We start from the raw sequence: 21,523 nt of genomic DNA, 5'->3' as shown, positions 1-21,523 counted from the left end.
GGCCTGGGGTGGCGGGGGCAGGGGTCATGTCAGCGGATCCTTTCGATGATGACGGCCATGCCCTGGCCGCCGCCCACGCAGAGAGTGGCGAGGCCGTAGCGGCCGTCCCTCTCCTCGAGGCCGTTGATGAGGGTGGTGATGAGGCGGGCGCCGGTCATGCCCCAGGGGTGGCCGAGGGCGATGGCGCCGCCGTGGACGTTGAGCTTGTCGTCCGGGATGCCGAGTTCGCGCTGGGAGGCGAGGACCTGCGCGGCGAACGCTTCGTTGAGCTCCACCAGGTCGATGTCCTCCATGGTGAGGCCGGCCTGGTCGAGGGCTCGGCGGGTGGAGTCGATGGGGCCCAGGCCCATGATCTCGGGACTGAGGCCGGTGACGGCACTGGTCACCACCCGCGCGAGCGGCCTCAGGCCGAGCTCGCGCGCCTTCTCCTCGCTCATGAGGATGAGGGCGGCGGCGCCGTCGTTGATGGGGCAGGCGTTGCCGGCGGTGACGGTGCCGCCGGGGCGGAACACGGGCTCGAGCGCGCCGGTCGCCTCGAGGGTGGCGCCGTGGCGGGGGCTGTCGTCCGTGTCGATGACGGTGCCGTCGGACAGCGTGACGGGGGTGATCTCGCGGGCGAAGAAGCCGGACTTCTGCGCCTGTTCGGCGCGGTTCTGCGACATGACCGCCCAGGCGTCCTGGTCGGCGCGGGAGATGCCGCAGTGCTCGGCGACGTTCTCCGCGGTCAGCCCCATCGCGATGTACGGGTCGGGCAGCTCGCCGCTCTCGCGCGGGTCCCGCCACGGGATCTCACCGGGGGCGCTCTGGGCGCGCTTCTCGGTGCGCTCCCACGCGTCGCGGAAGATCGGGTTGCGGACGTCCTCATCGATGATGCGGGCCCCGGCGCCGATGGAGAGGGATTCGACGCCGGCGGCGATGACGACCTCGGCCTGGCCTGCGGTGATGGCGTTGGCGGCGTTGCGGGTGGCCTCGAGGCTGGAGGCGCAGAAGCGTGTGACGGTAGCGCCGGGGACGTGGTCGAGGCCAGCAAGGATGGCGACGGTGCGGGCGAGGTTGCCGCCCTGATGGCCTTCGGGGATGGCGCAGCCGAGCTGCAGGTCCTCGATGTCGGCGACATCGAGCGCGGGGACCTTCTCGAGGGCCGCGGTGATGATGTGCGCGGCGAGGTCGTCGGGGCGCAGGTCCTTCAGGGAGCCCTTGCGGGCGCGGCCGATGGGGGTGCGCGTGGCGGCGACGATGACGGGGGTGGGCACCTGTGCCTCCTGCCTTCTCATGTATGTGGTACTCACGGTTCTATGTACCGGGGTCCATTGTGGCGCACCCGCCGCGAGCGCGCCACCGGAACAGCCGAATCCGCGGTCCGACGGGTGCACCCGCCCGATGTTTCCTGGACAATGAACCAGCCCACCACCGATCAGCCCGACCCGACCGGAGACCCGCACCCATGGAGGAGCCCATGCCGAACCGCCGCCTGCTGCTGCGCTCCGTCGGCACCGGCGCCGCCGCCGCGCTCGGTCTGCTCGGCCTCGCCGGCGCGACCCGCCAATCCCGCTGGGCCCGCTCCGACCTCCTCTCCGAAGCCGTCGTGTTCGACGGCACCGGCCGCCGCCTCCTGCACCGCCGCGACATGGACGACCTCATCCCCTCCACCCGCGTCATGCGCACCGCCGAGCGGGCCGACGACCTCGTCGCCGCCACGGAGGGGTTCCTCGCGCAGACCCAGCTGCCGGTGCTGCGGACCCCGTCGGCCCTCCCCCGTGACCTCGACACCCAGGCCCTCCTCGACATCCACTCGCTCACGTGGGAGCTGCCGTCACCGGTGGCGGCGTGGACGCCGGCCTGGCGGTACACGTGGCCGCGCGACACCGCGCACGTCATCGCCGCACTCACCGGGCGGGGGCAGTGGCCGTGGGCGCTCGCCCTGCTGGAGACCCTCGCGGCCCAGCAGCGGCCCGACGGCCGGTTCGAAGCCCGCTGCATCCCCGGCACGAACCGCGCCCCCGATGCCCGGCCGCTGCAGCTCGACGGCTGCGGCTGGTTCCTGTGGGCCGCCGCCGACCTCCTCGCCGATGAGCCCGCGCTCGCCGGGCCCGCCGCCGAGAAGCCCCGCGGCCGGGTGGATGCGCCGCGGGAGCTGCGAGCGGCGCTGGCGCGGTCGGCTGCGGCGCTGATGCGCGCCACGGGCCGACGGAGCCTGCTGCCGCCCCCGAGCCCGGACTACTGGGAGGTGTCCGAGCGTCGCCTCACCCTCGCCACGGGGGCGATGACCGCGGCTGGTCTGCATGCGGCATCGCGCCTGGTCAGTGCCGGTGTCCTCACCGCCGACGACCTCGCCGGCGCAGGGACAGTGCCGGTGCTGACCCGCGGCTCGGTGACATCCTCCGCGCCTCTGACTGCGGACATGCTGGCCCAGCGTCGTGATGGGACGACGGCGGCTCTCCTCGCCCGGTTCCGTCGGCGCGGATACCAGCGGTACGCCCTCGGGGGCGGCGTGGACGCCGGTGTGCTCATGCTGCTGCCGCCGTACCTGCCGCGCGACGTGGCGGACAGCAACCCGCAGGTGATCGACGCGGCGCTCGCGGCGTACGAGAAGATGCGCCGCCCCGCAGGCGGTGTTGCGCCCGGCGCCGGGTGGAAGAAGGACGGCATCTCGTGGACCCCGCAGACGGCGATGTTCGCGCAGGCGTACGCACACCTCGGGATGGAGAAGGAGTCGCGCGCCGTGCTGCGGTGGCTTGCGGAGCACCGCACCGCGGCGGGCGCGATCCCGGAGAAGGTGCTGTCCGACGGCACCCCCGCGGCAGTGGCACCGCTGGCGTGGAGCGCCTCGCTGATCGTCGCGACGCTGACGCAGCTGGACGCCGCGCGGCGCTCGGAGCCCGCACGCGCTGCGGACGCGTAGGACAGCCGCCCGCGACGGGTCAGTGCGTGCGTCAGCGCAGGCGGCGCAGCACGGTGAGGGTGTCGTCGATGGTGCCGGTCTGACCGTCGGGTCCGGTCACCTCCCGCACCACCACCTCGGAGCGCTCGATGCTGTAGTCGCCGGTAGCGATGAGATCCGCGAAGAGCGCGCGTTCGTGTTCGGGGCGGATCTCGTGGAAGGACCGCGGCTCACCCTCAGCATGCTCGTGCCCCGCCTTGTGCTCGCTCTCCTTCCACGACGGGTGCGAGCCGTGGGACAGCATCACCAGCGCACCGCCCGGCGCCAGCCACGTCGCGGCGCGGCGCAGCACGCTCTCACGGTCGAGTCCGGCGAAGGACTGGAAGAAGCTCGCGGTGATCAGGCCGTAGCCGCCGGCATCGGCGCGGCCGCCGTCGGCCCGGAACCCGTCGACCCCGAACCCGTCGGTCCCTTCCCCTGCGGGACCCTCCCAGGCCTCGAGGTCGCGGGCGAGGAAGCGGGCGCTGCCACCGGGGTGTGCCCCGTCGGCTCCCGCCGTCAGGCCCTCCTGCTCGGCGCGGGCGGTGGCGCGGTCCACGGCGACGGTCGAGATGTCCACGCCGGTGACTCTCCACCCGGCGCGGGCGAGCCAGAGGGCGTCGCCGCCCTCCCCGCAGCCGAGGTCGAGGGCGCGGCCCGGCTGCATGCCGATCGCGGTGACCGCCGCGCCCAGGGTGGGGTTGACGTTTCCGGTCCACAGGGCGTCGCGTTCGCTGTAGCGGGCATTCCATTCCTCGGCGGCGCTCATCATGAGTGCAGGCTAGCGGGAACGGCGGGATAATGGCCGTGAACAGCCGCTGCGACGAAGGAGCACCACCATGACCGGATCCGCCCCCGACCTCCGACGCGAACGCATCGACTACCACGAAGGCACCCTCACCGAAGCGGACGCCGGCCGCGACCCGCACGCCCTGTTCGACCGCTGGATGCAGGACGCCATCACCCGCCGCGACGAGAAGGACGACCTGCCCGAACCCAACGCCATGGTGGTCGCCACCGCGGACCGCACCACCGGCCAGCCGCACTCGCGCACCGTGCTGCTGAAGGGCCACGAGGACGGCCGGTTCCTGTTCTTCACCAACTACGAGTCCGCCAAGGGCCGCGAAATCGCGGAGAACGACCGCGTCGCCATCAACTTCACCTGGTTCCCACTGCAGCGCCAGATCCGCATCGAAGGCACCGCCGCGAAGCTGCCCGGCGCCGAATCCGACGCCTACCACGACGTGCGGCCCCGCGGAGCCCAGATCGGCGCCTGGGCGTCACCACAGTCGCAGACGATCACCGACCGCGAGGAGCTGAACCGCCGCAACGAGGAGGCCGCCGCCCGCTTCGACGGCGAGGACACCGTGCCCCGCCCGCCGCATTGGGGCGGGTACGCCGTCACGGCGCACCGCTTCGAGTTCTGGCAGGGCGGCGGCGACCGCCTCCATGACCGCCTCGTGTTCGAACCCGTCGGCCCTGACACCGACGGCGCCAGCCCGGCCAGCCCCTCCGCCCGCAGCGAATGGACCGTGACGCGCCTCGCGCCCTGAGCTCAGGCCGCCCCCGGGTCCCGAGTCAGCCGACGATCATCAGCCAGCCCGCGAGCGCCGCGAGGGTGACGGCGAGGACGGGCAGGGTCAACACGATGCCGGTGGTGAAGTAGCGGCCCCAGCCGATGTGGATCCCCTTCTTGTCCAGCACGTGCAGCCACAGCAGCGTGGCGAGCGATCCGATCGGGGTGATCTTCGGACCGAGGTCCGAGCCGATCACGTTGGCGTACACCATCGCTTCGTGCGTGAGCCCGGTGGCGCCCGCACCGGCGATGGCGAGCGCGGCGATCAGCACCGTGGGCATGTTGTTCATCGCCGAGGCGAGGAACGCGACCACGATCCCCACGCCGAGAGCGGTGACGAGCACACCATGGTCGCCGAAGAACGAGAACAGACGCGCGAGCTGGTCGGTGAGCCCCTGGTTCTTCAGGCCGAAGACCACCAGGTACATGCCGATGGAGAACAGCACGATCTGCCACGGCGCACCTTTGATCGACTCCCACACCGGCACCACCTTGTTCTTCGACGCCACCGCAATAAGGACCAGCGTGCCGATCCCAGCGATCACGGACAGCGGGATGCCGAGGGGATCCGCGGCGAAGTAGCCGACGAGCAGCAGAGCGAGAACACCCCAGCCGGCTCTGAAGGTCAGGGGGTCCTTCACGGCGGCCGACGGGTTCGGCAGCGCCTCGACGCTGTACGTCTTCGGGATGGAACGACCGAAGTAAAGCAGCAGGACCGCGAGCGAGGCGAGCACGGACACTATGCCGATGGGCACCATCACGGTGGCGTAGCGAGCGAAGGAGATGCCGAAGAAATCGGCCGAGACGATGTTCACGAGGTTCGAGACGACCAGCGGCAGTGACCCGGTGTCGGCGATGAACCCCGTCGCCATGACGTAGCCGAGGGCAGCACGCCCGTCGATCCTCAGGGCGCGGAGAATGCCGATGACGATCGGTGTGAGGATGAGCGCGGCGCCATCATTTGCGAACACCGCCGCTACAACGGCTCCGAGAGCGATGATCAGAACGAACAGCAGGCGCCCGCTGCCCCGGCCCCAGCGGGCCACGTGCAGCGCGGCCCATTCGAAGAACCCGGCTTCGTCCAGCAGCAGGGAGATGAGGACGATCGCGACGAACGCGAGGGTGGCGTTCCAGACGATCCCGACGACTTCGGGGACGTCCGACAGACCCACGACGGTGGTGGCGAGAGCAAGAACCGCGCCGATGAGGGCGGAATAGCCGATGGGGAATCCCTTCGGCTGCCAGATGACGAGGGTGAGGGTGGCGGCGAAGATCCCGAGGGCGACAAGCGTCATCAGCGGACGGTCCTTGTCTTCTCGCTCTTCAGCCCGTCGAGGAGCTCGCGGACCCGTCCGTCGATGTCATCGCGCACCAGGCGCATCCGCTCCATCCCCTCGATGCCGCGTGCGCTGGGCTCATCGGTGATCCAGGTGTCGATCTCGGCACGCATGCCGTCCACGGGCTCCACCTGTGCTTCACTGCCGAGCACGATGACGCGGTCGGCGCGGCACAGCAGGTCGGGGTCGATGGCGGTGGGGGTCCCCTGGGACATGTCGGCGCCGACTTCAGCGATCGCAGCGGCCGATTCCTCATTGATCGAGGTGCCCGGGTTCGTGCCGGCGGAGTGGACCTCGACGGTGTCACCGCCGTGCTTGGCCGCGAGGGCCGCTGCCATCTGGGACTTGCCTCCGTTGCGGGTGCAGATGAACAGGAGAGTGGGGGTGCTGGCGGGGCTGCTGGGAGTATTCGTCATCGAGGGGCCTTTCGGAGATGGCGGCAGTTCACGCAGTCGGTTCGGCGCTGCTGCGCATGTCTGTACCGATGGGGTCAGACGGCGTGAGACAGCACGCCTCAGTCGCCTCAGGGATGAGGGATGCCAGGTGCGCCAGCGAATGCACGGGCGTGGCGAGCTGTTCGCAGCAGATCGAGTACACGTTGGAGCGCCCCTGGGCGCTGACGGTGATCATGCCGGCGTCACGCAGCGCTGCTATGTGGTGGCTGACCAGCGCCTGGCTGAGTCCGGTGGAGTCCTGCAGATCTTTGTTGGACGCAGGTCCGTCCGCGAGGGTCAGCAGGAGCGTGAGTCGATTCTCGTCCGCCAGAGCCCGCATCACCGGGAGCAGCTGCTGCGCCTGCTCGCGCGGCGCGTTCCCAGCGTCCTGCAACTGTGGCACGGGTGAGTCAACCATGCCACTATTATCCATAAGCAGGCATTGATGTGACAAATCTGCGCTGATGCAAGAAGCGCAGGTGCGCGGAGCAACTCACCTCGGAGCCCAGTCCTCCGCTAACGCGCTCCGCGCACCCTCCAGATCCCTGCAGATCAACTGCGGGTGAGGTCCGCTTCGTCCATGCGGTAGTCGTATACGCGCTTGTACTTGCCCTGCGAACGCGGCAGCGTGCCCGGCTCCACCGTCTCCACATCCACCGTGGAGCCGATGCGGTTCTTGATCAGGCGCCGCAGCAGCTGCGCCGCACCCGTGATGTCCTCCTGGGGAACGCCGGGCACGGACTCGATCTTCACGGTCAGGGAGTCCATGCGGCCCTTGCGGTGCAGCTCGAGGATGAAGTGCGGGGTGAGGTGCTCGATCTCCACCGCGATCTCCTCGATCTGGGTGGGGAACAGGTTCACGCCCCGCAGGATGATCATGTCGTCCGTGCGGCCGGTGATCTTCTGCATCCGTCGGAACGCAGGCCGGGCGTCGCCCGGAAGCAGAACGGACAGGTCCTTGGTGCGGTACCGGATGATCGGCAGCGCTTCCTTCTGCAGGGTGGTGAACACCAGCTCGCCCTGCTCCCCGTCGGGCATGGTGCGGGAGAGGTCATCGGGGTCGACGATCTCGGGGTAGAAGTAGTCCTCCCACACGGTGGAGCCCTGCTGGTGGTCGACGGATTCACCGGACACGCCGGGCCCGGTCACCTCCGACAGGCCGTAGATGTCGGTGGCCTTCAGTCCGAGGCCCTTCTCGATCTCCTGGCGCATCGGCTCGGTCCACGGCTCCGCACCGAGGATGGCGATCTCCAGGGAGGAATCGGCCGGGTCGAGGCCCATGTCCCGCATCGCATCCATCACGGTCAGCAGGTAGCTGGGGGTGCAGCAGATGACGCGGGGCTTGAAGTCGCGGATCACCTGGACCTGGCGGTCGGTCTGGCCGCCGGACATGGGGATGACGGTGCAGCCGAGCTTCTCGGCACCGGCGTGGGCACCGAGTCCGCCGGTGAACAGGCCGTACCCGTAGGCGTTGTGGACCATATCGCCGGGGCGGACACCGGACAGGCGCATGGAGCGCGCCACCACGGTCGCCCACGCGTCGAGGTCGTTGTGGGTGTAGCCGACGACCGTCGGCCGGCCGGTGGTGCCGGAGGAGGCGTGGATGCGGGGGATCTCGCTGAGCGGCTTGGCGAACATGCCGAACGGGTAGGCGCGGCGGAGGTCCTCCTTGGTGGTGAAGGGGAACTTCGCGAGGTCACTCATCTCGCGGATGTCGTCCGGGTGGACGCCGGCGTCATCGAACTTCTCCCGGTACATCGGGGCGTTCTCGTAGGCGTGGCGGACGCTCCACTTCAGCTTCTCCAGCTGGAACTCCTCGAGCCTGTCGCGGCTCCAGGTTTCGCGTTCGTCGAGGCCGTCGTTGGTGGTGGTGACGAGGGGTTCGGCGGCGGTGTGCACGTTGGTCATGGTGTGCCTTTCATCGTTGAAGGGCCGGCGGTGTCCGTCGGTGCTTCGGCTGCGGGTGGGCGGTGGATCGGATCATTCGGTCGGAGGGCCAGCGGGGGCCGGAGTGTCAGGGCTCAGCGTCGGGGGACGGTGCGTGAGCGACCCCGGAACAGCGCCACAACGGTGCTGGGGCCGCTGCCGGACCCGTCGGCCCCGGGGTCCTGGGCGGTGACGGTGACGTCGTAGATGCCGGAGCGGCCCTCGTGCTGGGCGACGGCGTGGGCGGTGAGGACCTGCCCGTCGGTGGCGGGGCGCAGGAAGTTGATGTCCACGCCGGAGGCGACGGTGACGCTGTCGAGGTCGGCGGCGTCATTGCAGGCGATGGCGAAGGCGGTGTCGGCGAAGGCGAAGATCATGCCGCCGTGCGCGGTGCCGTGGCCGTTGAGCATCTCGCGGCGCAGGCGCATCCGCACGAGCGCATCGCCGTAGTCGGCGCGCACCACCTCGACCCCCATCCATTGGGAGGCGAAGTCGTTCTCCAGCATGGGGTGGTGGCCCGCGAGCGCCTGCGGGTCCGACGGGTTCGTCATCCGGGCGACCCCTTCCATTTACTGAATGAGTGTTCAGGTAATGCACGAGCACTGTTTCATGTGCTCACGGTCACACGGGGCGGTTTCGGGGCGCGTGCGCGCAGATGCAGACCCCGTGCACGCATCGTCAATCACCCCCTGTGACGCGGCACGAACCCTTCCTGTGACGCGGCGCGAACCCTCCCTGTGACCCAGTTGACACCCGTCCGCGAATCCGCCAATACTGAACGACAGGTCAGGAATTCGGCGCCGATGCCGACCCACCCAGGAGGACACCATGACCACCACCCACGACCCCCGCGCAGCCAGCAGCGCCGACGAGCTCACCGCCGAGCAGCTGCAGGAGCGGTTCGACGCGCTCATCGCCGCCGATCAGCGCATCGAACCCACCGACTGGATGCCGGAGGACTACCGCCGCACCCTCGTGCGACAGATGTCCCAGCACGCCCACTCGGAGATCATCGGCATGCAGCCGGAGGGCAACTGGATCACGCGGGCGCCCTCGTTGAAGCGCAAGGCGATCCTGATGGCGAAGGTGCAGGACGAAGCCGGTCACGGGCTCTATCTGTACTCCGCTGCGGAGACCCTCGGCACCCCACGCGATGAGATGTTCGAGCAGCTGATGAGCGGCCGCGCGAAGTACTCCTCGATCTTCAACTACCCGGCCAGGTCCTGGGCGGACATGGGCGCGATCGGCTGGCTGGTGGACGGCGCCGCGATCTGCAACCAGGTGCCGCTGTGCCGCGCGTCGTACGGCCCGTACGGCCGGTCGATGGTGCGCATCTGCAAGGAGGAATCGTTCCACCAGCGGCAGGGATGGGAGATCCTCTACACCCTCAGCCACGGCACCCCGAAGCAGAAGCAGATGGCGCAGGACGCCGTGAACCGGTTCTACGGCCCAGCGCTGCAGATGTTCGGCCCACCCGATGACCAGTCGCCGAACTCGCAGCAGTCGATGGACTGGAAGATCAAGCGCTTCTCCAACGACGAACTGCGCCAGCGCTTCGTGGACATGATCGTGCCGCAGGCCGAAGCGCTCGGCCTCACCCTGCCGGACCCTGACCTGGCGTGGAATGAGGAGCGCGGCCACTACGACTACGGCGAGCTCGACTGGGACGAGTTCTTCGGCGTCATCAAAGGCCACGGGCCGTGCAATCAGCAGCGCCTGCAGCACCGCATCGACGCCCACGAGAACGGCGAATGGGTGCGGGAGGCCGCTGCCGAGTACGCCCGGAAGATGCAGGAGCGCGCCGCCCGCGCCGACACCGACACCGCACCAGCAGGAAGCGAGCAGCGATGACCAGCGAGAACACACCAGCGCAGGCACCCGTCGGCCAGCAGTCCGAGAGCGCGACCGGCGGCGCCCCCGCGGGCCGGCACCAGTGGCCGATGTGGGAGGTGTTCGTGCGCCCCTCGCGCGGCCTCTCGCACGTGCACGCCGGGTCGCTGCACGCCCCCGATGCGCAGATGGCGCTGCGCAACGGCCGCGACCTCTACACGCGCCGCAACGAGGGCGTGTCCGTGTGGGTGGTGCCCACAGCGGAGGTGTCCGCCTCGGACCCGGACCGTCGGGATGCGTTCTTCGAATCCGCCAAGGGCAAGGAGTACCGCCACGCCACCTATTACACGAAGAGCGAAGGGGTGAAGCACCTGTGAGCATGGGCAGCGTGGGCCAGGACTCCGCCACCATCATCAGCGCCGGCAGCGCCCTCACCGCCGAGAAGCTGCTGGACTCCGGCGTCACCGCACCGGAGCGGACCGCTGAGTACGCGCTGCGCCTGGGCGACGACGCTCTGATCCTTGCGCAGCGCCTCTCCTGGTGGATCTCCCGCGCCCCCGAGATCGAAGAGGACATTGCGCTGGGCAACACCGCCCTGGACACCCTCGGTCATGCCCGCATGCTCCTCACCTACGCCGGCACCGCGTGGGACAGGTCCGAGGACGACCTCGCGTACTTCCGCACCGAGGAGGAGTTCCGGTGCGCGCAGATCGTCGAAGTGGACAACGGCGACTTCGGCCGCACGGTCGCGAAGAACCTCATCATGTCCGCCTACTTCTACGAGCTGTACTCACGCCTCGTGGACTCGGCCGATGAGACCCTCGCCGCGATCGCCGCAAAGGCGGTGAAGGAGGTCGACTACCACCTCGACCATGCGGTGCAGTGGACTCTGCGCCTCGGCATCGGCACCGAGGAATCGGCCGGACGGATGCGCGCCGGCCTGCGGGACGTGTGGCCGTACCTGGACGAACTGTTCGAGGACGAGCCGCTGCATGACGATCTCGAGGGCATCGCCGTGCGCCCCTCCACACTGCGCGCTCCCGTGATGGAGCGCCTGGAAGTGGTGCTGGCGGAAGCGGAACTGGAGGTGCCGGAGGTGAAGCAGGCCCGCACGGGCGGCCGACGCGGCGAACACCGCGAGGCGCTCGGCTTCCTGCTCGCCGAGATGCAGTCCCTCGCCCGCCAGCACCCCGGCGCCACCTGGTGAGGAGCCGTGATGGGTGAGGAGAGCATGCGCGCCGACGGAGCCCAGCGCAGCGACGGCGCCCCACACGCTGACGGAGCTCAGCGCGCCGACGGGCGCCGCCCCGCCGATGCGCGCGACGCCGCCGTCTGGGACGCCGCTGCCACCGTCATGGATCCCGAAGTCCCCGTTCTCAGCATCGCGGACCTGGGGGTGCTGCGCCGCGCTGAACTCCTGGCCGACGGCACCGCCCTCGTCACCATCACCCCCACCTACTCCGGGTGCCCGGCTATGGACGCCATCACCGCCGACGTCCACCGCGCCCTCACTACCGCCGGGTTCGAGAGGACCCGCGTGGAGCTCACCCTCTCCCCCGCCTGGACCACCGACTGGATGAGCGACGAGGGGAAGGAGAAGCTCCGCGAGTACGGGATCGCCCCGCCGACGGGGTCGGCACCCGTCGGCCCCAAAGGCCCCATCCCGGTGAGCCTCAGCGTGCCGTGCCCGCGCTGCCGGTCCCTGCGGACCCGGGAGCTGAGCCGCTTCGCATCCACGGCGTGCAAAGCGCTGTACCAATGCTCCGACTGCCACGAACCGTTCGACTACTTCAAGGTGCACTGATGACCGCTCCCAGCCCCGACAGCCCCGCACCCGTCGGCCCCGCCTCGACCGGCACTGGCGCCGCCCCCGTGCGCGCCGCCCGCCGCCGCGCACAGTTCCACACGCTGACCATTGCGGAGGTCCGCCCCCTCACCGACCAGTCCATCGAAGTGACGTTCGCCGTCCCCGATGAGCTCGCCGGGCAGTTCGACTACGCACCCGGACAGTACGTGGCGCTGCGGATGGACATGGACGGGGAGGAAGTGCGCCGCTCCTACTCGATCTGCCGGCCGCCCACCCCCGGGTCGCTGTCCATCGCGATCAAACGCGACCAGGGCGGGCTCTTCTCCAATTGGGCGAATGACAACCTCCGAAGCGGTGACCAGATGCAGGTGATGAGCCCGCAGGGCGCGTTCATCGCGCAGCACCGCCTCACCTCCCTCAACGACGCCGAGGAGATCCGCGCCGAGGTGGAGCGAACCGGCGGCGCCCGCTTCGTGTGCGCCGCCGCCGGGTCCGGCATCACCCCGATGATCGCGATCATCACCTCCCTGCTGCAGATCGACGGCACATTCGTGGACCTCATCTACGCCAACCGCTCCGCCGGCGAGGTGATGTTCGTGGACGAGCTCGCGGACCTCAAGGACCGCTGCCCGCAGCGGCTCGCGATCCACCATGTGCTGTCGCGGGAGCAGCGGGTCTCCCCCCTGCACTCCGGCAGGATCAACGCGGACAAGCTCCGTCTCCTGCTGGACACGATTGTGGAACCGTCGATCGTGGACGAATGGTTCCTGTGCGGGCCGATGGAGCTCGTCCAACTGATCCGCGACGAGCTCGACGCCCGCGGCGTGAACAGCGACGATGTCCGCTTCGAGCTGTTCACCACCGGCGAGAACTCCGGCGGGCAGCGCGGCGCCCCACCCGTTGTGGTCGACGAATCCGGCGACAACATCCAGATCCGCTTCCAGCTGGACGGCCTGTCCAGTGAGGTGAAGACCCCGCGCGGCTCCCGCGAAACCGTGCTGAACGCGGCGCTTAGGGCCCGCTCCGAGGTGCCGTTCGCGTGCGCCGGCGGCGTGTGCGGCACGTGCCGCGCGAAGGTCGTGGAAGGAACCGTGGACATGGCGGAGAACTTCGCGCTCGAAGCGGACGACGTCGACGCCGGGTACGTCCTCACCTGCCAGTCGCGCCCCACATCCGATTCGCTCGTCGTCGACTACGACGCCTGACCAGCCCCACCGCGCGCCCACCCCACGCCCGCTCCACCGATCCGCACCGCCCCGCGCCCGCGCTCTGACCCGAAAGGCCCGCCGATGATCCACTCCACCTGCACTGACGGCCTCGCCGAGATCGTCCTGGACGCCCCGCAGAGGCTCAACGCCGTCGACGCCGAGGCCCTGCACGAGTTGGTGGAATCCGTCGGCCGGGCGGAGGCCGACGGGGCCCGCGCGCTCCTCCTGCGCGGAGAAGGCAAGGGATTCTGCGCCGGCCGCGACATCGCGGGCGTGGACCCCAGGGAGGATGACGTGATCGGCTTCCTCAGCGGCCCCGTCACCGACGCGATGCGCGCCCTCGCCGACCTCCCCATCCCCACGTTCGCGGCGGTGCACGGCGCCTGCCTCGGGGTGGGGCTCGGCCTCGCGCTCGCCTGCGACGTCGTCTACACGGCAGAGGATGCGAAGCTCGGCTCACCGTTCAAGAACCTCGGCGCCACCCTCGACTCCGGCGGCCACTGGCTGCTCGTCGAACGGCTCGGCACGCACCGCGCCATGGACCTCATCATCACCGGCGACCTCATCACCGGCGCCGACGCCGTGCAGGCGGGCCTGTTCTCACGCGCGGTCCCGTCGGCCGACCTCCTCGACTTCACGCGGGAGCGGGCACGGGCGGCGGCGAGCGGGCCGACGGGGGCCTTCCTCGCCTCGAAGCGCCTCCTCGCGCGGATCCGCGATGAGCGCCTCGGGTTCTGGGACGTGCTCGAGCTGGAGAACCGCGCCCAGGCGGACCTCTGCGACACCGACGACTATCGGGAGGGCTTCGCCGCGTTCCAGCAGAAGCGGCAGCCCCGCTTCACCGGTGGTCGGTGACGGCCTGCTCGACCGGGTCGCCGGCGCACCCCGCGCGCCCTGTATGCGCACGCCGATCGGCCGTGATGTGCGCGCTCGTGCAATAGGCCCGTGCACGCAGACGCACCCCGCCGCCACGTGACCTCTGTCACCATAGTGGGCACCCGTTCAATGACGAAATGAGGAGAACCCCATGGAGACCTACGAGTCCCTTCTCGCCACCCCGGCCACGACTGGCCGCCGAGCCCGGCAGCGTCGTCCGATTGGATGGCTCACTGCAGCCCTTCTCTTCGCCACACTTCTGACCCCTTCACCTTCGGCGGCATTTGCGAGCGAAGCACGGAGCCCCGAACAGGTCACGAGCGCATCCAACACCGTGATCCAGACAGCATGGCTGCCCTATGATTACGCGAAGATCACCACTGCACAGAAATGCGAGAATCGAAGGAACTGGCTCATCAAGAACGTGGCCTGGATCAATTCCGGCAACTCCATGTGCCAGCGCTTTGTTCGGTCTCAATGCCCGACCACCTACTACTGGATGGTCATGGTCCAGGACAAAGGTGCATTCAGAAGCACCGGGGAACGCTCCAGCAGGAACTCAGCCCAACCGGCCGCGCTATCCGAAGGACACACGTCGACGCTCTCCTGCTGATCGGCCCACCAACTACCCCGGAGGAGACGTCCAATGTTTATGACGGGCATCGCGCTTTTGGCAGACTTCACCGCTCTCGCCCCAGGTGAAGGCGGGGTGGGCGGTTTCAGGATGTCGCTGCGCAGCCAGTCGACCGCGCCTACTCGAGACACAAGCACCCCACCCGTCATCACTCTGGTCCACATATGCGACACCGACAAGGTCGAACAGTGGGAGCAGACCGTCTCAGCCCTGGACGGCAGTGCAACGATCCACTACGCAGGCATGGCCGAGCTCGTCGGAGATCCACACCATGACCGGTCGGTGATCGAGGTCGTCGCCGCTCAGGTCTCGCTGGACATCAGCGATGCTCTCCGGCTCGCACGATGATCAGCCGTGATGTGCGCGCTCGTGCAATAGGCCCGTGCACGCAGACGCACCCCGCCACCACGTGACCTCTGTCACCATGGTGGGCACCCGTTCAATGACGAAATGAGGAGAACCCCATGGAGACCTTCGAGTCCCTTCTCGCCGCCGTCGCCGCCGATTCCGGCCGCGAAGTCCTGAACCCCGCCACCGGTGAACTGATCGGGCACGTCGCCCAGCACACCGAGAAGGATCTCGACGCCGCTGTCGAGAAGGCCGCCGCCGCGCAGAAGGAATGGGCGAAGAAGTCCGATGAGGAGCGCGTCGCCGCCCTGATGAAGGCCGCCGACGAGGTCGAGCAGAACGCCGGCGCCCTCGCCGAGATCATCTGCCGCGAGCAGGGCAAGCCCCTGTCCGGCCCGGGAGCGAACTTCGAAGCGGGCGCCGTGGTGGGCTGGATGCGCGCCACCTGCGCCACCGAGCTGAAGCCCGAGGAGATCGACCTCGGCGACGGCAAGAAGGCCACCGTCCACCACCGCCCCGTCGGCGTTGTGGGCGGCGTCAACCCGTGGAACTGGCCCGCGATGATCGCCACCTGGCAGTTCGCTCCCGCGCTGCGCATGGGCAACTCCATCGTGATGAAGCCGGCCAGTGACACGCCGCTGTCCGTGCTCGCCACCGCCTACCTCGTCAACAAGCACCTGCCGGAGGGCCTGCTGACCGTGCTGACCGGTCCCGGTTCTCTCGGCGGTGCGATCTCCGCCCACCCCGGTTTCGCGAAGATCACCTTCACCGGTTCCACCGAGACCGGCAAGAAGATCGCCGAGGCCGCGTCGCAGAACCTCGCCCGTCTCACCCTGGAGCTCGGCGGCAATGACGCCGGCATCGTGCTCCCGGACGTAGACGGCAAGGAGATCGCCGAAGGCCTGTTCTGGGGCGCGTTCATCAACACCGGCCAGACCTGCGCCTGCCTGAAGCGCCTGTACGTCCACGAGGACGTGTACGACGACGTCGTCGGCGCTCTCGTCGAGGTCGCGAAGCAGATGCCGATGGGTGACGGCATGGACGAGAAGAACGTGCTGGGCCCGCTCACCAACGAGTCGCAGCAGAAGATCGTGGCGGACCTCGTGAATGACGCGAAGAACCGCGGCGGCAACGTGCTGTTCGAAGGCGAGGTCGCCGGAGGCGATAAGGGCTTCTTCCACCCGCTCACCCTCATCGACTCCCTGCCTGCCGACGCGCGCCTCATCACCGAGGAGCAGTTCGGCCCGGCCCTGCCGATCATCAAGTACAGCGACGTGGACGATGCGATTGAGCAGGCGAACAGTGTGGAGGTCGGCCTCGGCGCATCCGTGTGGTCGAAGGACCCCGCGAAGGCCGCTGAGGTGGCGGCCCGCATCGAGGCGGGCACCGTGTGGATCAACTCCCACGGCACGATCAACCCGATGGCGCCGTTCGGCGGCATCAAGCAGTCCGGTTACGGCGTGGAGTTCGGCGTGGAGGGCCTGAAGGCGTTCACCGTTCCGCAGGTGATCCACAGCTGACCCCAGCGGCCGCCGGGCCGCCCGGCACCGGGCATCGTGGCCGCCCCTCATCGACGGAAGCGTCTTCTCCGCGGGCCTCAGGGATCACCCGCCGAGGAGGCGCTTTCGTTCTGCCCGCGCGGCGAGGCGGCGGCATCGGGCGCGCGACGAGGCGACATCGAAAGCGACTTTTTTGCAGTATGACCGCGGTCGATACGCAAAAAAGTCACCCTCGATTCAGCCGCCGGGCCTCTGCCTCCGGACGGCCCCGGGACAACGGCCGCTTGCGTCCGACCGACAGCCGCCTGGCCCCTCCTCCAGCCGCCTGGCCCCTCCTCCAGCCGCCAGGCGCCGGCCGCCACAACAGAGTTCGACGGATGTTCGCTATTCGCTGGGAATAACGAGCATCCGTCGAATTCTGTGGCGGGCAGGGTCGGGCTGAGACCGCCGCGGACGGGCCGAGACCGCCGGGGCCAGTGCCCGGGCGCCGGTCAGCGGCTCACTTGCCCCATTCGGTCGGCGGGCCGGCCTGCAGCAGCACGGCGAACAGACCGGAGATGAACACGAGCAGCACGATGGCGGCGAGCACCGGGTGGCGCAGGATCACGGCGAGCAGCTTCTCGGCCGGGCCAGAGGCACGCTCCTGCGCGGCCGCCGGCTCCTCCCCGTGCCGCGCAACGCGCCACTGATCCGCGAGCAGGCCCTTCGCGTCCACGTGCTTCTCGAACGGCAGGGTCGCGAACGGGACGATGGCGAGGACGAGGCCGAGGATGCCCTTGGCGGCGGGCCAGCGCTGGTCCGTCCACACGAGCACTGTGGAGACGCAGTAGGCGAGGAACACGAAGCCGTGGATGCTGCCGCCGATGCGGACGGGCAGGTCGCCCATGTGCAGGGCGTACTTCGCGATCATGCCGAGGATCAGCAGCGCCCACGTCACCATCTCGAGGGTGGCGACGACGCGGTACAGCGACCGGGGGCTGATGCCGCGGCTCACGGGGGTCGACTGTGCGGGGCGGCTGGACGAGGTGCTCATGGTTCTCCTGACGAAAGACGGCGGGCAACCATTCCATCATCACGGCCCGACCTGCGTTCGGCATCGACCGAACGATTGATGGGGCACGTCTCACGCGTCACGTCGACGGGCCGGCGGCCGGGCCGGGCAGGTTCGACTGGTGTCGGATCAGCGCTAGCCTGGTGGGCAGCCGCGTGGCCCACCCAGGCCCGCCGCTGAGCTGCGCCACCACGCGCACGAAGCGCAGACACCAGTGAGTCGCCCGTGCTCGCGCATGAACGAAGCCTCCCGCCCGCCCCGATGAAAGGGAGGGCCGGGAGGCCTCGTTGATAGGGGGCGCGGGCCGACGGGTGCCGGCCAAGTGACCGACGGGTGCCGGAGGCGCCGAGCCGGGCGCCCCAGCGCCGGTGCGCCCGTCCGTCAGTCCACGGACGGTTCGTCCAGCTCCACGGCGGCGCGGCGGAACACGTCCGGCCGCACCCGCTTCAGGTACTCCCCGCGGATCAGACCGATGATGCCCGCAGCGATGATGATGCCGGGCATCACCGTGATGAGCACGGGCGAGCCCGTGCCGATCAGCAGATCGAAGTTGATCAGGATCAGCACGAACACGACCACCAGGCCGATGCCGGCCACGAGCGGCGCCACCAGGCGGGTGAACACGCCCGGCACCGCAGTCCCGCGGGGCGCCCCGTCATGATCCGCGGCCGTGTGCACACCCTCGCCGCGCCCGCGCTTCACGAAGAACCCGATGACGGCGAAACTGGTGATCGCCATCAGGAACACGAGGCCGAACGCGGCCGCGTTGCAGAACCACGTGAACAGGGTGACCACCGGGAACAGCGGCCCCTCCGGGGCGTTCGCCCCCACCACCGCGAACACGGCGATCACGACCAGCGCGAGCACGCTCTGCGCTGCGGACCCCGCGATCGGTGCACCGGTGCGGTGCGAGGTGTTCTCGAAGAACCGCGGCAGAACACCGGTGCGGCCCAGCGAGAAGAAGTACCGCGCCGCGGCATTGTGGAACGCCAGCAGTGCCGCGAGCAGGCTCGTAATGAACAGAACGTTCGCGATGTCGGTGAAGACCGCCGGCATCTGCTCCCCGAGGAACACGAACACGAGATCGGGCCCGAGCTCCTCTGACCGCGGGACGATCTGGGACGGCCCGATGCCCACCGCGAGCGCCCACGAGGAGAACGCGTAGAACAGCGCGATGATCGACACCGCGATGAACGTCGCCTTCGCAACGGACCGCTGCGGGTCCCGCACCTCCTCGGAGTACACGGCCCCGGATTCGAACCCCATGAAGGCGGCAATGCCGAAGGAGAGGACCGCGCCGATGCCGGGGATGAACAGCTGATCCGGTGAGATCGGGGCCGCGCTCACCCCTTCGGGCGCCACCGTGAAGGACACGATGTCCACCAGCAGCACCACGATGAACTCCAGCACCACCAGCACCGCGATGATCTTCGCGGACAGGTCGATGCGGTTGATGCCGAGCAGACCCACCAGCGCCCACACTGCGAGGGCGCACGCCCACCACGGCAGCGCCGCCCCGACCATCGCCCCGAGGAAGCTCGAGACCACGAACCCGGTGATGCCGTACAGCCCGATCTGCATCAGGTTGTAGGACACGAGCGCCAGCACGGACGCGCCGATGCCCTGCCGCACTCCGAGCCCCGCCGCGATGTAGGCGTAGAACGCGCCGGCGTTGCGGATCTGGGCGCTCATCGCGCCGTAGCCGACGGCGAACAGTGCCAGGATCGCGCCGAGCAGCACGTACCCGAGGGGCACGCCGAGGATTCCGGCGACGGCGAAGCTGGTGGGGACACCGCCGGCCAGCACCGTCAGCGGTGCGGACGCGGCGATGATGAGGAACACCAGGGACGCCACCCCGAGACGGCCCGCACCGGGCACGCCGAGGGTGTCGTCGTCATGGGTGCGGCGCCCGTCGGCGTCCCGGCCGACGGATGCGCGCCCGACGGGTGCGCTGCCGTGCGACCCGGTGCCGGCACCGCCCTGGCGGGCGGTCGCCTGGGACATCACGCCCCGCTCTCAGAGGTGGAGCAGCCGCACTGGCAGGAACCGTCGGCACCGCCCTCCGACGGCTTCCCGTCCGTGCGGGACACGTTCGTGTCGCAGCAGGAGGGGGCGTCCGAGGAGCCGCCGGGGAGGTTGAGCGTGGGGTTGCGGTCGAGGAAGCCGGAGGGCTTCAGCCACATGCTCGAGTAGTCCACCGGCATGATCGGCCAGTCCTCCGGGCGCGGCAGGTGCGTGAGGCCGAAGGAGTGCCACACCACGATGTCGCCGCTGTCCACGGGCCCGGAGTCCTTCACGAACTCGGGCAGGCCGCCGCCGGTGTGCTGGTTGGGGTACATGCCGGCGGGGAACAGTTCGCCGTCCTTGTACTCCGTCACCCACAGGTGCTTCGTTGCGAACGATGCGCGGGCGGCGACCGTGGACTCGTCCGCGTTCAGCAGCGTGGTGCGGGCCTCCGGGATGAGGTGGTACTTGGTGGGCTTGCCGACGGCGTTCTTCCGCTGATTGGAGCCGATCTTCCAGGAGCGGCCCACCGTGTTGTCGCCGAGGTAGCCGCCGGCTTCGGTGATGCGGTTCTCGGTCCAGGTGAAGGCGTTGCCCCATTTGTTGCCCTCGCCCATCGGCATGCGCTTGATGTCGACCTCTTCGACGAAGTTGTCGGTGCCGTCGAGGTCGAAGTCGAGGCGGGCGCAGAAGATGTGCTGGTGCACGGGCGCGTACAGCCCGGGCGCCATCTCGGTGGCGTGCGGCAGGTCCAGGCCCGGTTCGTTCGCACCGGCGAACACCAGGCCGGTCGCCTTGGTCTCCAGCTGAATGGTGCCGTCGAGGTACAGGTACCAGAAGAAGCCGTAGTCGTAGTTGCCCACGGTCGCGAAGTAGGAGATGACCAGCCGACGGGACCGCCGCGAATGCTGGGTCTCACCGTCCAGTTCGCGGTGCTTCCACAGCACCCCGTAGTCCTCCTCGTGCATGCAGATCACGCGCGGGATGGACATCGGCTCGCCGGTGTCGGCGGCGACATGGCCGTCGAAGTAGTGGATGACTCCGAGGCAGTCGCAGCCGATCTCCAGGGAGTTCGCGTTCTTGCCGAGGTGGTACTCGCCGGCGTCGAAGTAGGAGATCCAGCGGCGGCACTCGGACGTGTCGCCGTAGGGCACCACCATCTCGGGCACGGAGGCGCGGTGCAGAACGGGACGGACCTCGCCGCCGTTGTCATCATCGCGCCAGGTCAGCTGGTTGAGCACGAGGCCTTCGCGCATGGAGAAGCCCACGCGGAAGTCCCAGTTCTCCCACCGCACGTGGGAGCCCTCCACAGCGAAACTGGGGCCTTCAGGCTGGGTGATCTCCAGCGGCTTCAGGGTGGTGCGGCGCTCACCGGAGGCCTCATGGTCGTAGTCGCCGTCCACGTCCGGGAGGGGTTTGATGCCCTCGTCCCAGAACTTCACGATTTTGCGCTCGGTGACGTTCAGCAGCACCACAAGGCCCTCGACCGGGTAGGACCACGGGTTCCGTCGGCCCTCCGGTGGGCAGAAGGTGAGGGAGCGCATCATGCGCTTGCCGACCTCGTCGGGCTCCCCGAACTGGCCGGGGGCGAGCGGGACCACGAGGGCGCGCTCCATGGCGGCCTCGTCGAAGCCGCGCTTGCTCATCGCATCCCGCCAGCGCTCGTCGGCCTTGACGATCTGGTCGACGTCCTCGTACTCCTCGAACAGGTACTGCGGCTGGCCGTAGGGCGCCTGGTCGGTGGGGAGGGTGTCGACGGAGACGACCTCATCGGAGTCGAGGTCCACGACGGCTTCACGGACACGGCCGGTGTCGCGGTCCAGCAGGGTGGAGACGACGCGGCGCATCAGCGGCTCGCCCGCCTTCCATTCGAGCATCTTCGCCTTCGGCGGCTCCACCTGGATCTGCTGCGCGAAGCGCGTGTCCTCCTGGAGGTGGCCGGCCTGATCGAGGAGGTCGCGCACGCGCGTGATCTCGTCGGGAGTGAGGCGGTCCAGGGGATGGGTGGGGGTCTCGGTGCCGTGGCTGTCGCGGGCTCCGTGCGTGTGGGTTGCATCTGGCTTCATTGCCATC

The 21,523-nt window shown here is 69.3% G+C and carries 21 protein-coding genes; 11 read left to right on the top strand and 10 right to left on the bottom strand.

Annotated elements, in window-relative coordinates; genetic code table 11:
- Window positions 1–29 precede the first annotated feature (29 nt).
- On the bottom strand, window positions 30–1,253 hold the full coding sequence (locus MHY20_RS09560; RefSeq protein WP_239376419.1) for an acetyl-CoA C-acetyltransferase: 1,224 nt from the start codon (window positions 1,251–1,253) through the stop codon (window positions 30–32).
- Between the two features lie 203 nt (window positions 1,254–1,456).
- Here MHY20_RS09560 and MHY20_RS09555 point away from each other — a divergent pair, with 203 nt between their 5' ends.
- Window positions 1,457–2,902 (top strand): hypothetical protein, encoded by a 1,446-nt coding sequence (locus tag MHY20_RS09555; RefSeq protein WP_239376417.1) that lies wholly within the window; start codon window positions 1,457–1,459, stop codon window positions 2,900–2,902.
- A gap of 31 nt (window positions 2,903–2,933) precedes the next feature.
- Here the strand turns inward: MHY20_RS09555 and MHY20_RS09550 are convergent, their stop codons facing one another.
- On the bottom strand, window positions 2,934–3,692 hold the full coding sequence (locus MHY20_RS09550; RefSeq protein WP_183376982.1) for a class I SAM-dependent methyltransferase: 759 nt from the start codon (window positions 3,690–3,692) through the stop codon (window positions 2,934–2,936).
- 67 nt (window positions 3,693–3,759) lie between these two features.
- Here MHY20_RS09550 and pdxH point away from each other — a divergent pair, with 67 nt between their 5' ends.
- A complete protein-coding gene (pdxH, locus tag MHY20_RS09545; RefSeq protein ID WP_239376415.1) occupies window positions 3,760–4,473 on the top strand; it encodes a pyridoxamine 5'-phosphate oxidase in 714 nt (237 codons plus the stop codon).
- Between the two features lie 25 nt (window positions 4,474–4,498).
- On the opposite strand, the gene MHY20_RS09540 is transcribed toward pdxH, so the two are convergent.
- From MHY20_RS09540 to MHY20_RS09520, 5 genes are all read right to left on the bottom strand, one after another.
- On the bottom strand, window positions 4,499–5,791 hold the full coding sequence (locus MHY20_RS09540) for an arsenic transporter (protein ID WP_183376984.1): 1,293 nt from the start codon (window positions 5,789–5,791) through the stop codon (window positions 4,499–4,501).
- Window positions 5,791–6,249: a low molecular weight phosphatase family protein gene (locus MHY20_RS09535; protein WP_183376985.1), complete on the bottom strand. Its 459-nt coding sequence runs from the start codon at window positions 6,247–6,249 to the stop codon at window positions 5,791–5,793. The genes MHY20_RS09540 and MHY20_RS09535 overlap by 1 nt, the downstream gene beginning before the upstream one ends.
- A 28-nt stretch (window positions 6,250–6,277) precedes the next feature.
- Window positions 6,278–6,685 carry a metalloregulator ArsR/SmtB family transcription factor gene (locus MHY20_RS09530; protein WP_183376986.1) on the bottom strand — a complete coding sequence of 136 codons (408 nt, stop codon included), beginning with the start codon at window positions 6,683–6,685 and terminating at the stop codon, window positions 6,278–6,280.
- A 134-nt stretch (window positions 6,686–6,819) separates the two neighbouring features.
- The gene (paaK, locus tag MHY20_RS09525; protein WP_183376987.1) at window positions 6,820–8,175 is read right to left on the bottom strand and encodes a phenylacetate--CoA ligase PaaK; all 1,356 of its coding nucleotides are present in this window, start codon (window positions 8,173–8,175) and stop codon (window positions 6,820–6,822) included.
- A gap of 113 nt (window positions 8,176–8,288) precedes the next feature.
- Window positions 8,289–8,762, bottom strand: coding sequence for a hotdog fold thioesterase (locus MHY20_RS09520; protein ID WP_239376413.1), 474 nt, complete (start codon window positions 8,760–8,762; stop codon window positions 8,289–8,291).
- Between the two features lie 259 nt (window positions 8,763–9,021).
- Between MHY20_RS09520 and paaA the strand changes: the two genes are divergently transcribed.
- The 9 genes from paaA to MHY20_RS09475 all read left to right on the top strand — a co-directional run bounded on the left by paaA (window position 9,022) and on the right by MHY20_RS09475 (window position 16,416).
- On the top strand, window positions 9,022–10,044 hold the full coding sequence (gene paaA, locus MHY20_RS09515; protein WP_183376989.1) for a 1,2-phenylacetyl-CoA epoxidase subunit PaaA: 1,023 nt from the start codon (window positions 9,022–9,024) through the stop codon (window positions 10,042–10,044).
- An 89-nt stretch (window positions 10,045–10,133) separates the two neighbouring features.
- Complete coding sequence (gene paaB, locus MHY20_RS09510) at window positions 10,134–10,400, top strand: 1,2-phenylacetyl-CoA epoxidase subunit PaaB (RefSeq protein WP_239376425.1); 267 nt, start codon at window positions 10,134–10,136, stop codon at window positions 10,398–10,400.
- A 2-nt stretch (window positions 10,401–10,402) separates the two neighbouring features.
- Window positions 10,403–11,230 (top strand): 1,2-phenylacetyl-CoA epoxidase subunit PaaC, encoded by an 828-nt coding sequence (paaC, locus tag MHY20_RS09505; RefSeq protein WP_239376423.1) that lies wholly within the window; start codon window positions 10,403–10,405, stop codon window positions 11,228–11,230.
- 9 nt (window positions 11,231–11,239) lie between these two features.
- Window positions 11,240–11,827 (top strand): 1,2-phenylacetyl-CoA epoxidase subunit PaaD, encoded by a 588-nt coding sequence (paaD, locus tag MHY20_RS09500; RefSeq protein WP_259923983.1) that lies wholly within the window; start codon window positions 11,240–11,242, stop codon window positions 11,825–11,827.
- A complete protein-coding gene (gene paaE, locus MHY20_RS09495) occupies window positions 11,827–13,035 on the top strand; it encodes a 1,2-phenylacetyl-CoA epoxidase subunit PaaE (protein WP_239376411.1) in 1,209 nt (402 codons plus the stop codon). The genes paaD and paaE overlap by 1 nt, the downstream gene beginning before the upstream one ends.
- 84 nt (window positions 13,036–13,119) lie before the next feature.
- Window positions 13,120–13,893, top strand: coding sequence for an enoyl-CoA hydratase-related protein (locus MHY20_RS09490; protein WP_239376409.1), 774 nt, complete (start codon window positions 13,120–13,122; stop codon window positions 13,891–13,893).
- A 172-nt stretch (window positions 13,894–14,065) separates the two neighbouring features.
- Window positions 14,066–14,527: a hypothetical protein gene (locus MHY20_RS09485; RefSeq protein WP_239376407.1), complete on the top strand. Its 462-nt coding sequence runs from the start codon at window positions 14,066–14,068 to the stop codon at window positions 14,525–14,527.
- A gap of 39 nt (window positions 14,528–14,566) precedes the next feature.
- A complete protein-coding gene (locus MHY20_RS09480; protein ID WP_239376405.1) occupies window positions 14,567–14,896 on the top strand; it encodes a hypothetical protein in 330 nt (109 codons plus the stop codon).
- Window positions 14,897–15,012: 116 nt separating this feature from the next.
- A complete protein-coding gene (locus MHY20_RS09475; RefSeq protein WP_183376995.1) occupies window positions 15,013–16,416 on the top strand; it encodes an aldehyde dehydrogenase family protein in 1,404 nt (467 codons plus the stop codon).
- A gap of 478 nt (window positions 16,417–16,894) precedes the next feature.
- Here the strand turns inward: MHY20_RS09475 and MHY20_RS09470 are convergent, their stop codons facing one another.
- From MHY20_RS09470 to MHY20_RS09460, 3 genes are all read right to left on the bottom strand, one after another.
- Complete coding sequence (locus MHY20_RS09470) at window positions 16,895–17,428, bottom strand: DUF3817 domain-containing protein (RefSeq protein ID WP_221187321.1); 534 nt, start codon at window positions 17,426–17,428, stop codon at window positions 16,895–16,897.
- A gap of 399 nt (window positions 17,429–17,827) precedes the next feature.
- Window positions 17,828–19,450 carry an APC family permease gene (locus tag MHY20_RS09465; protein WP_239376403.1) on the bottom strand — a complete coding sequence of 541 codons (1,623 nt, stop codon included), beginning with the start codon at window positions 19,448–19,450 and terminating at the stop codon, window positions 17,828–17,830.
- Window positions 19,450–21,516 (bottom strand): primary-amine oxidase, encoded by a 2,067-nt coding sequence (locus MHY20_RS09460; RefSeq protein WP_239376401.1) that lies wholly within the window; start codon window positions 21,514–21,516, stop codon window positions 19,450–19,452. The genes MHY20_RS09465 and MHY20_RS09460 overlap by 1 nt, the downstream gene beginning before the upstream one ends.
- Window positions 21,517–21,523 lie beyond the last annotated feature (7 nt).

Origin of the sequence: Helcobacillus sp. ACRRO (assembly GCF_022347125.1) — a bacterium.
In the GTDB taxonomy this organism is placed as follows: Bacteria; Actinomycetota; Actinomycetes; order Actinomycetales; family Dermabacteraceae; genus Helcobacillus; species Helcobacillus massiliensis.
The sequence above is the reverse complement of the archived record's forward strand: the minus strand, read 5'-3'. Positions and strand labels throughout refer to the sequence as shown.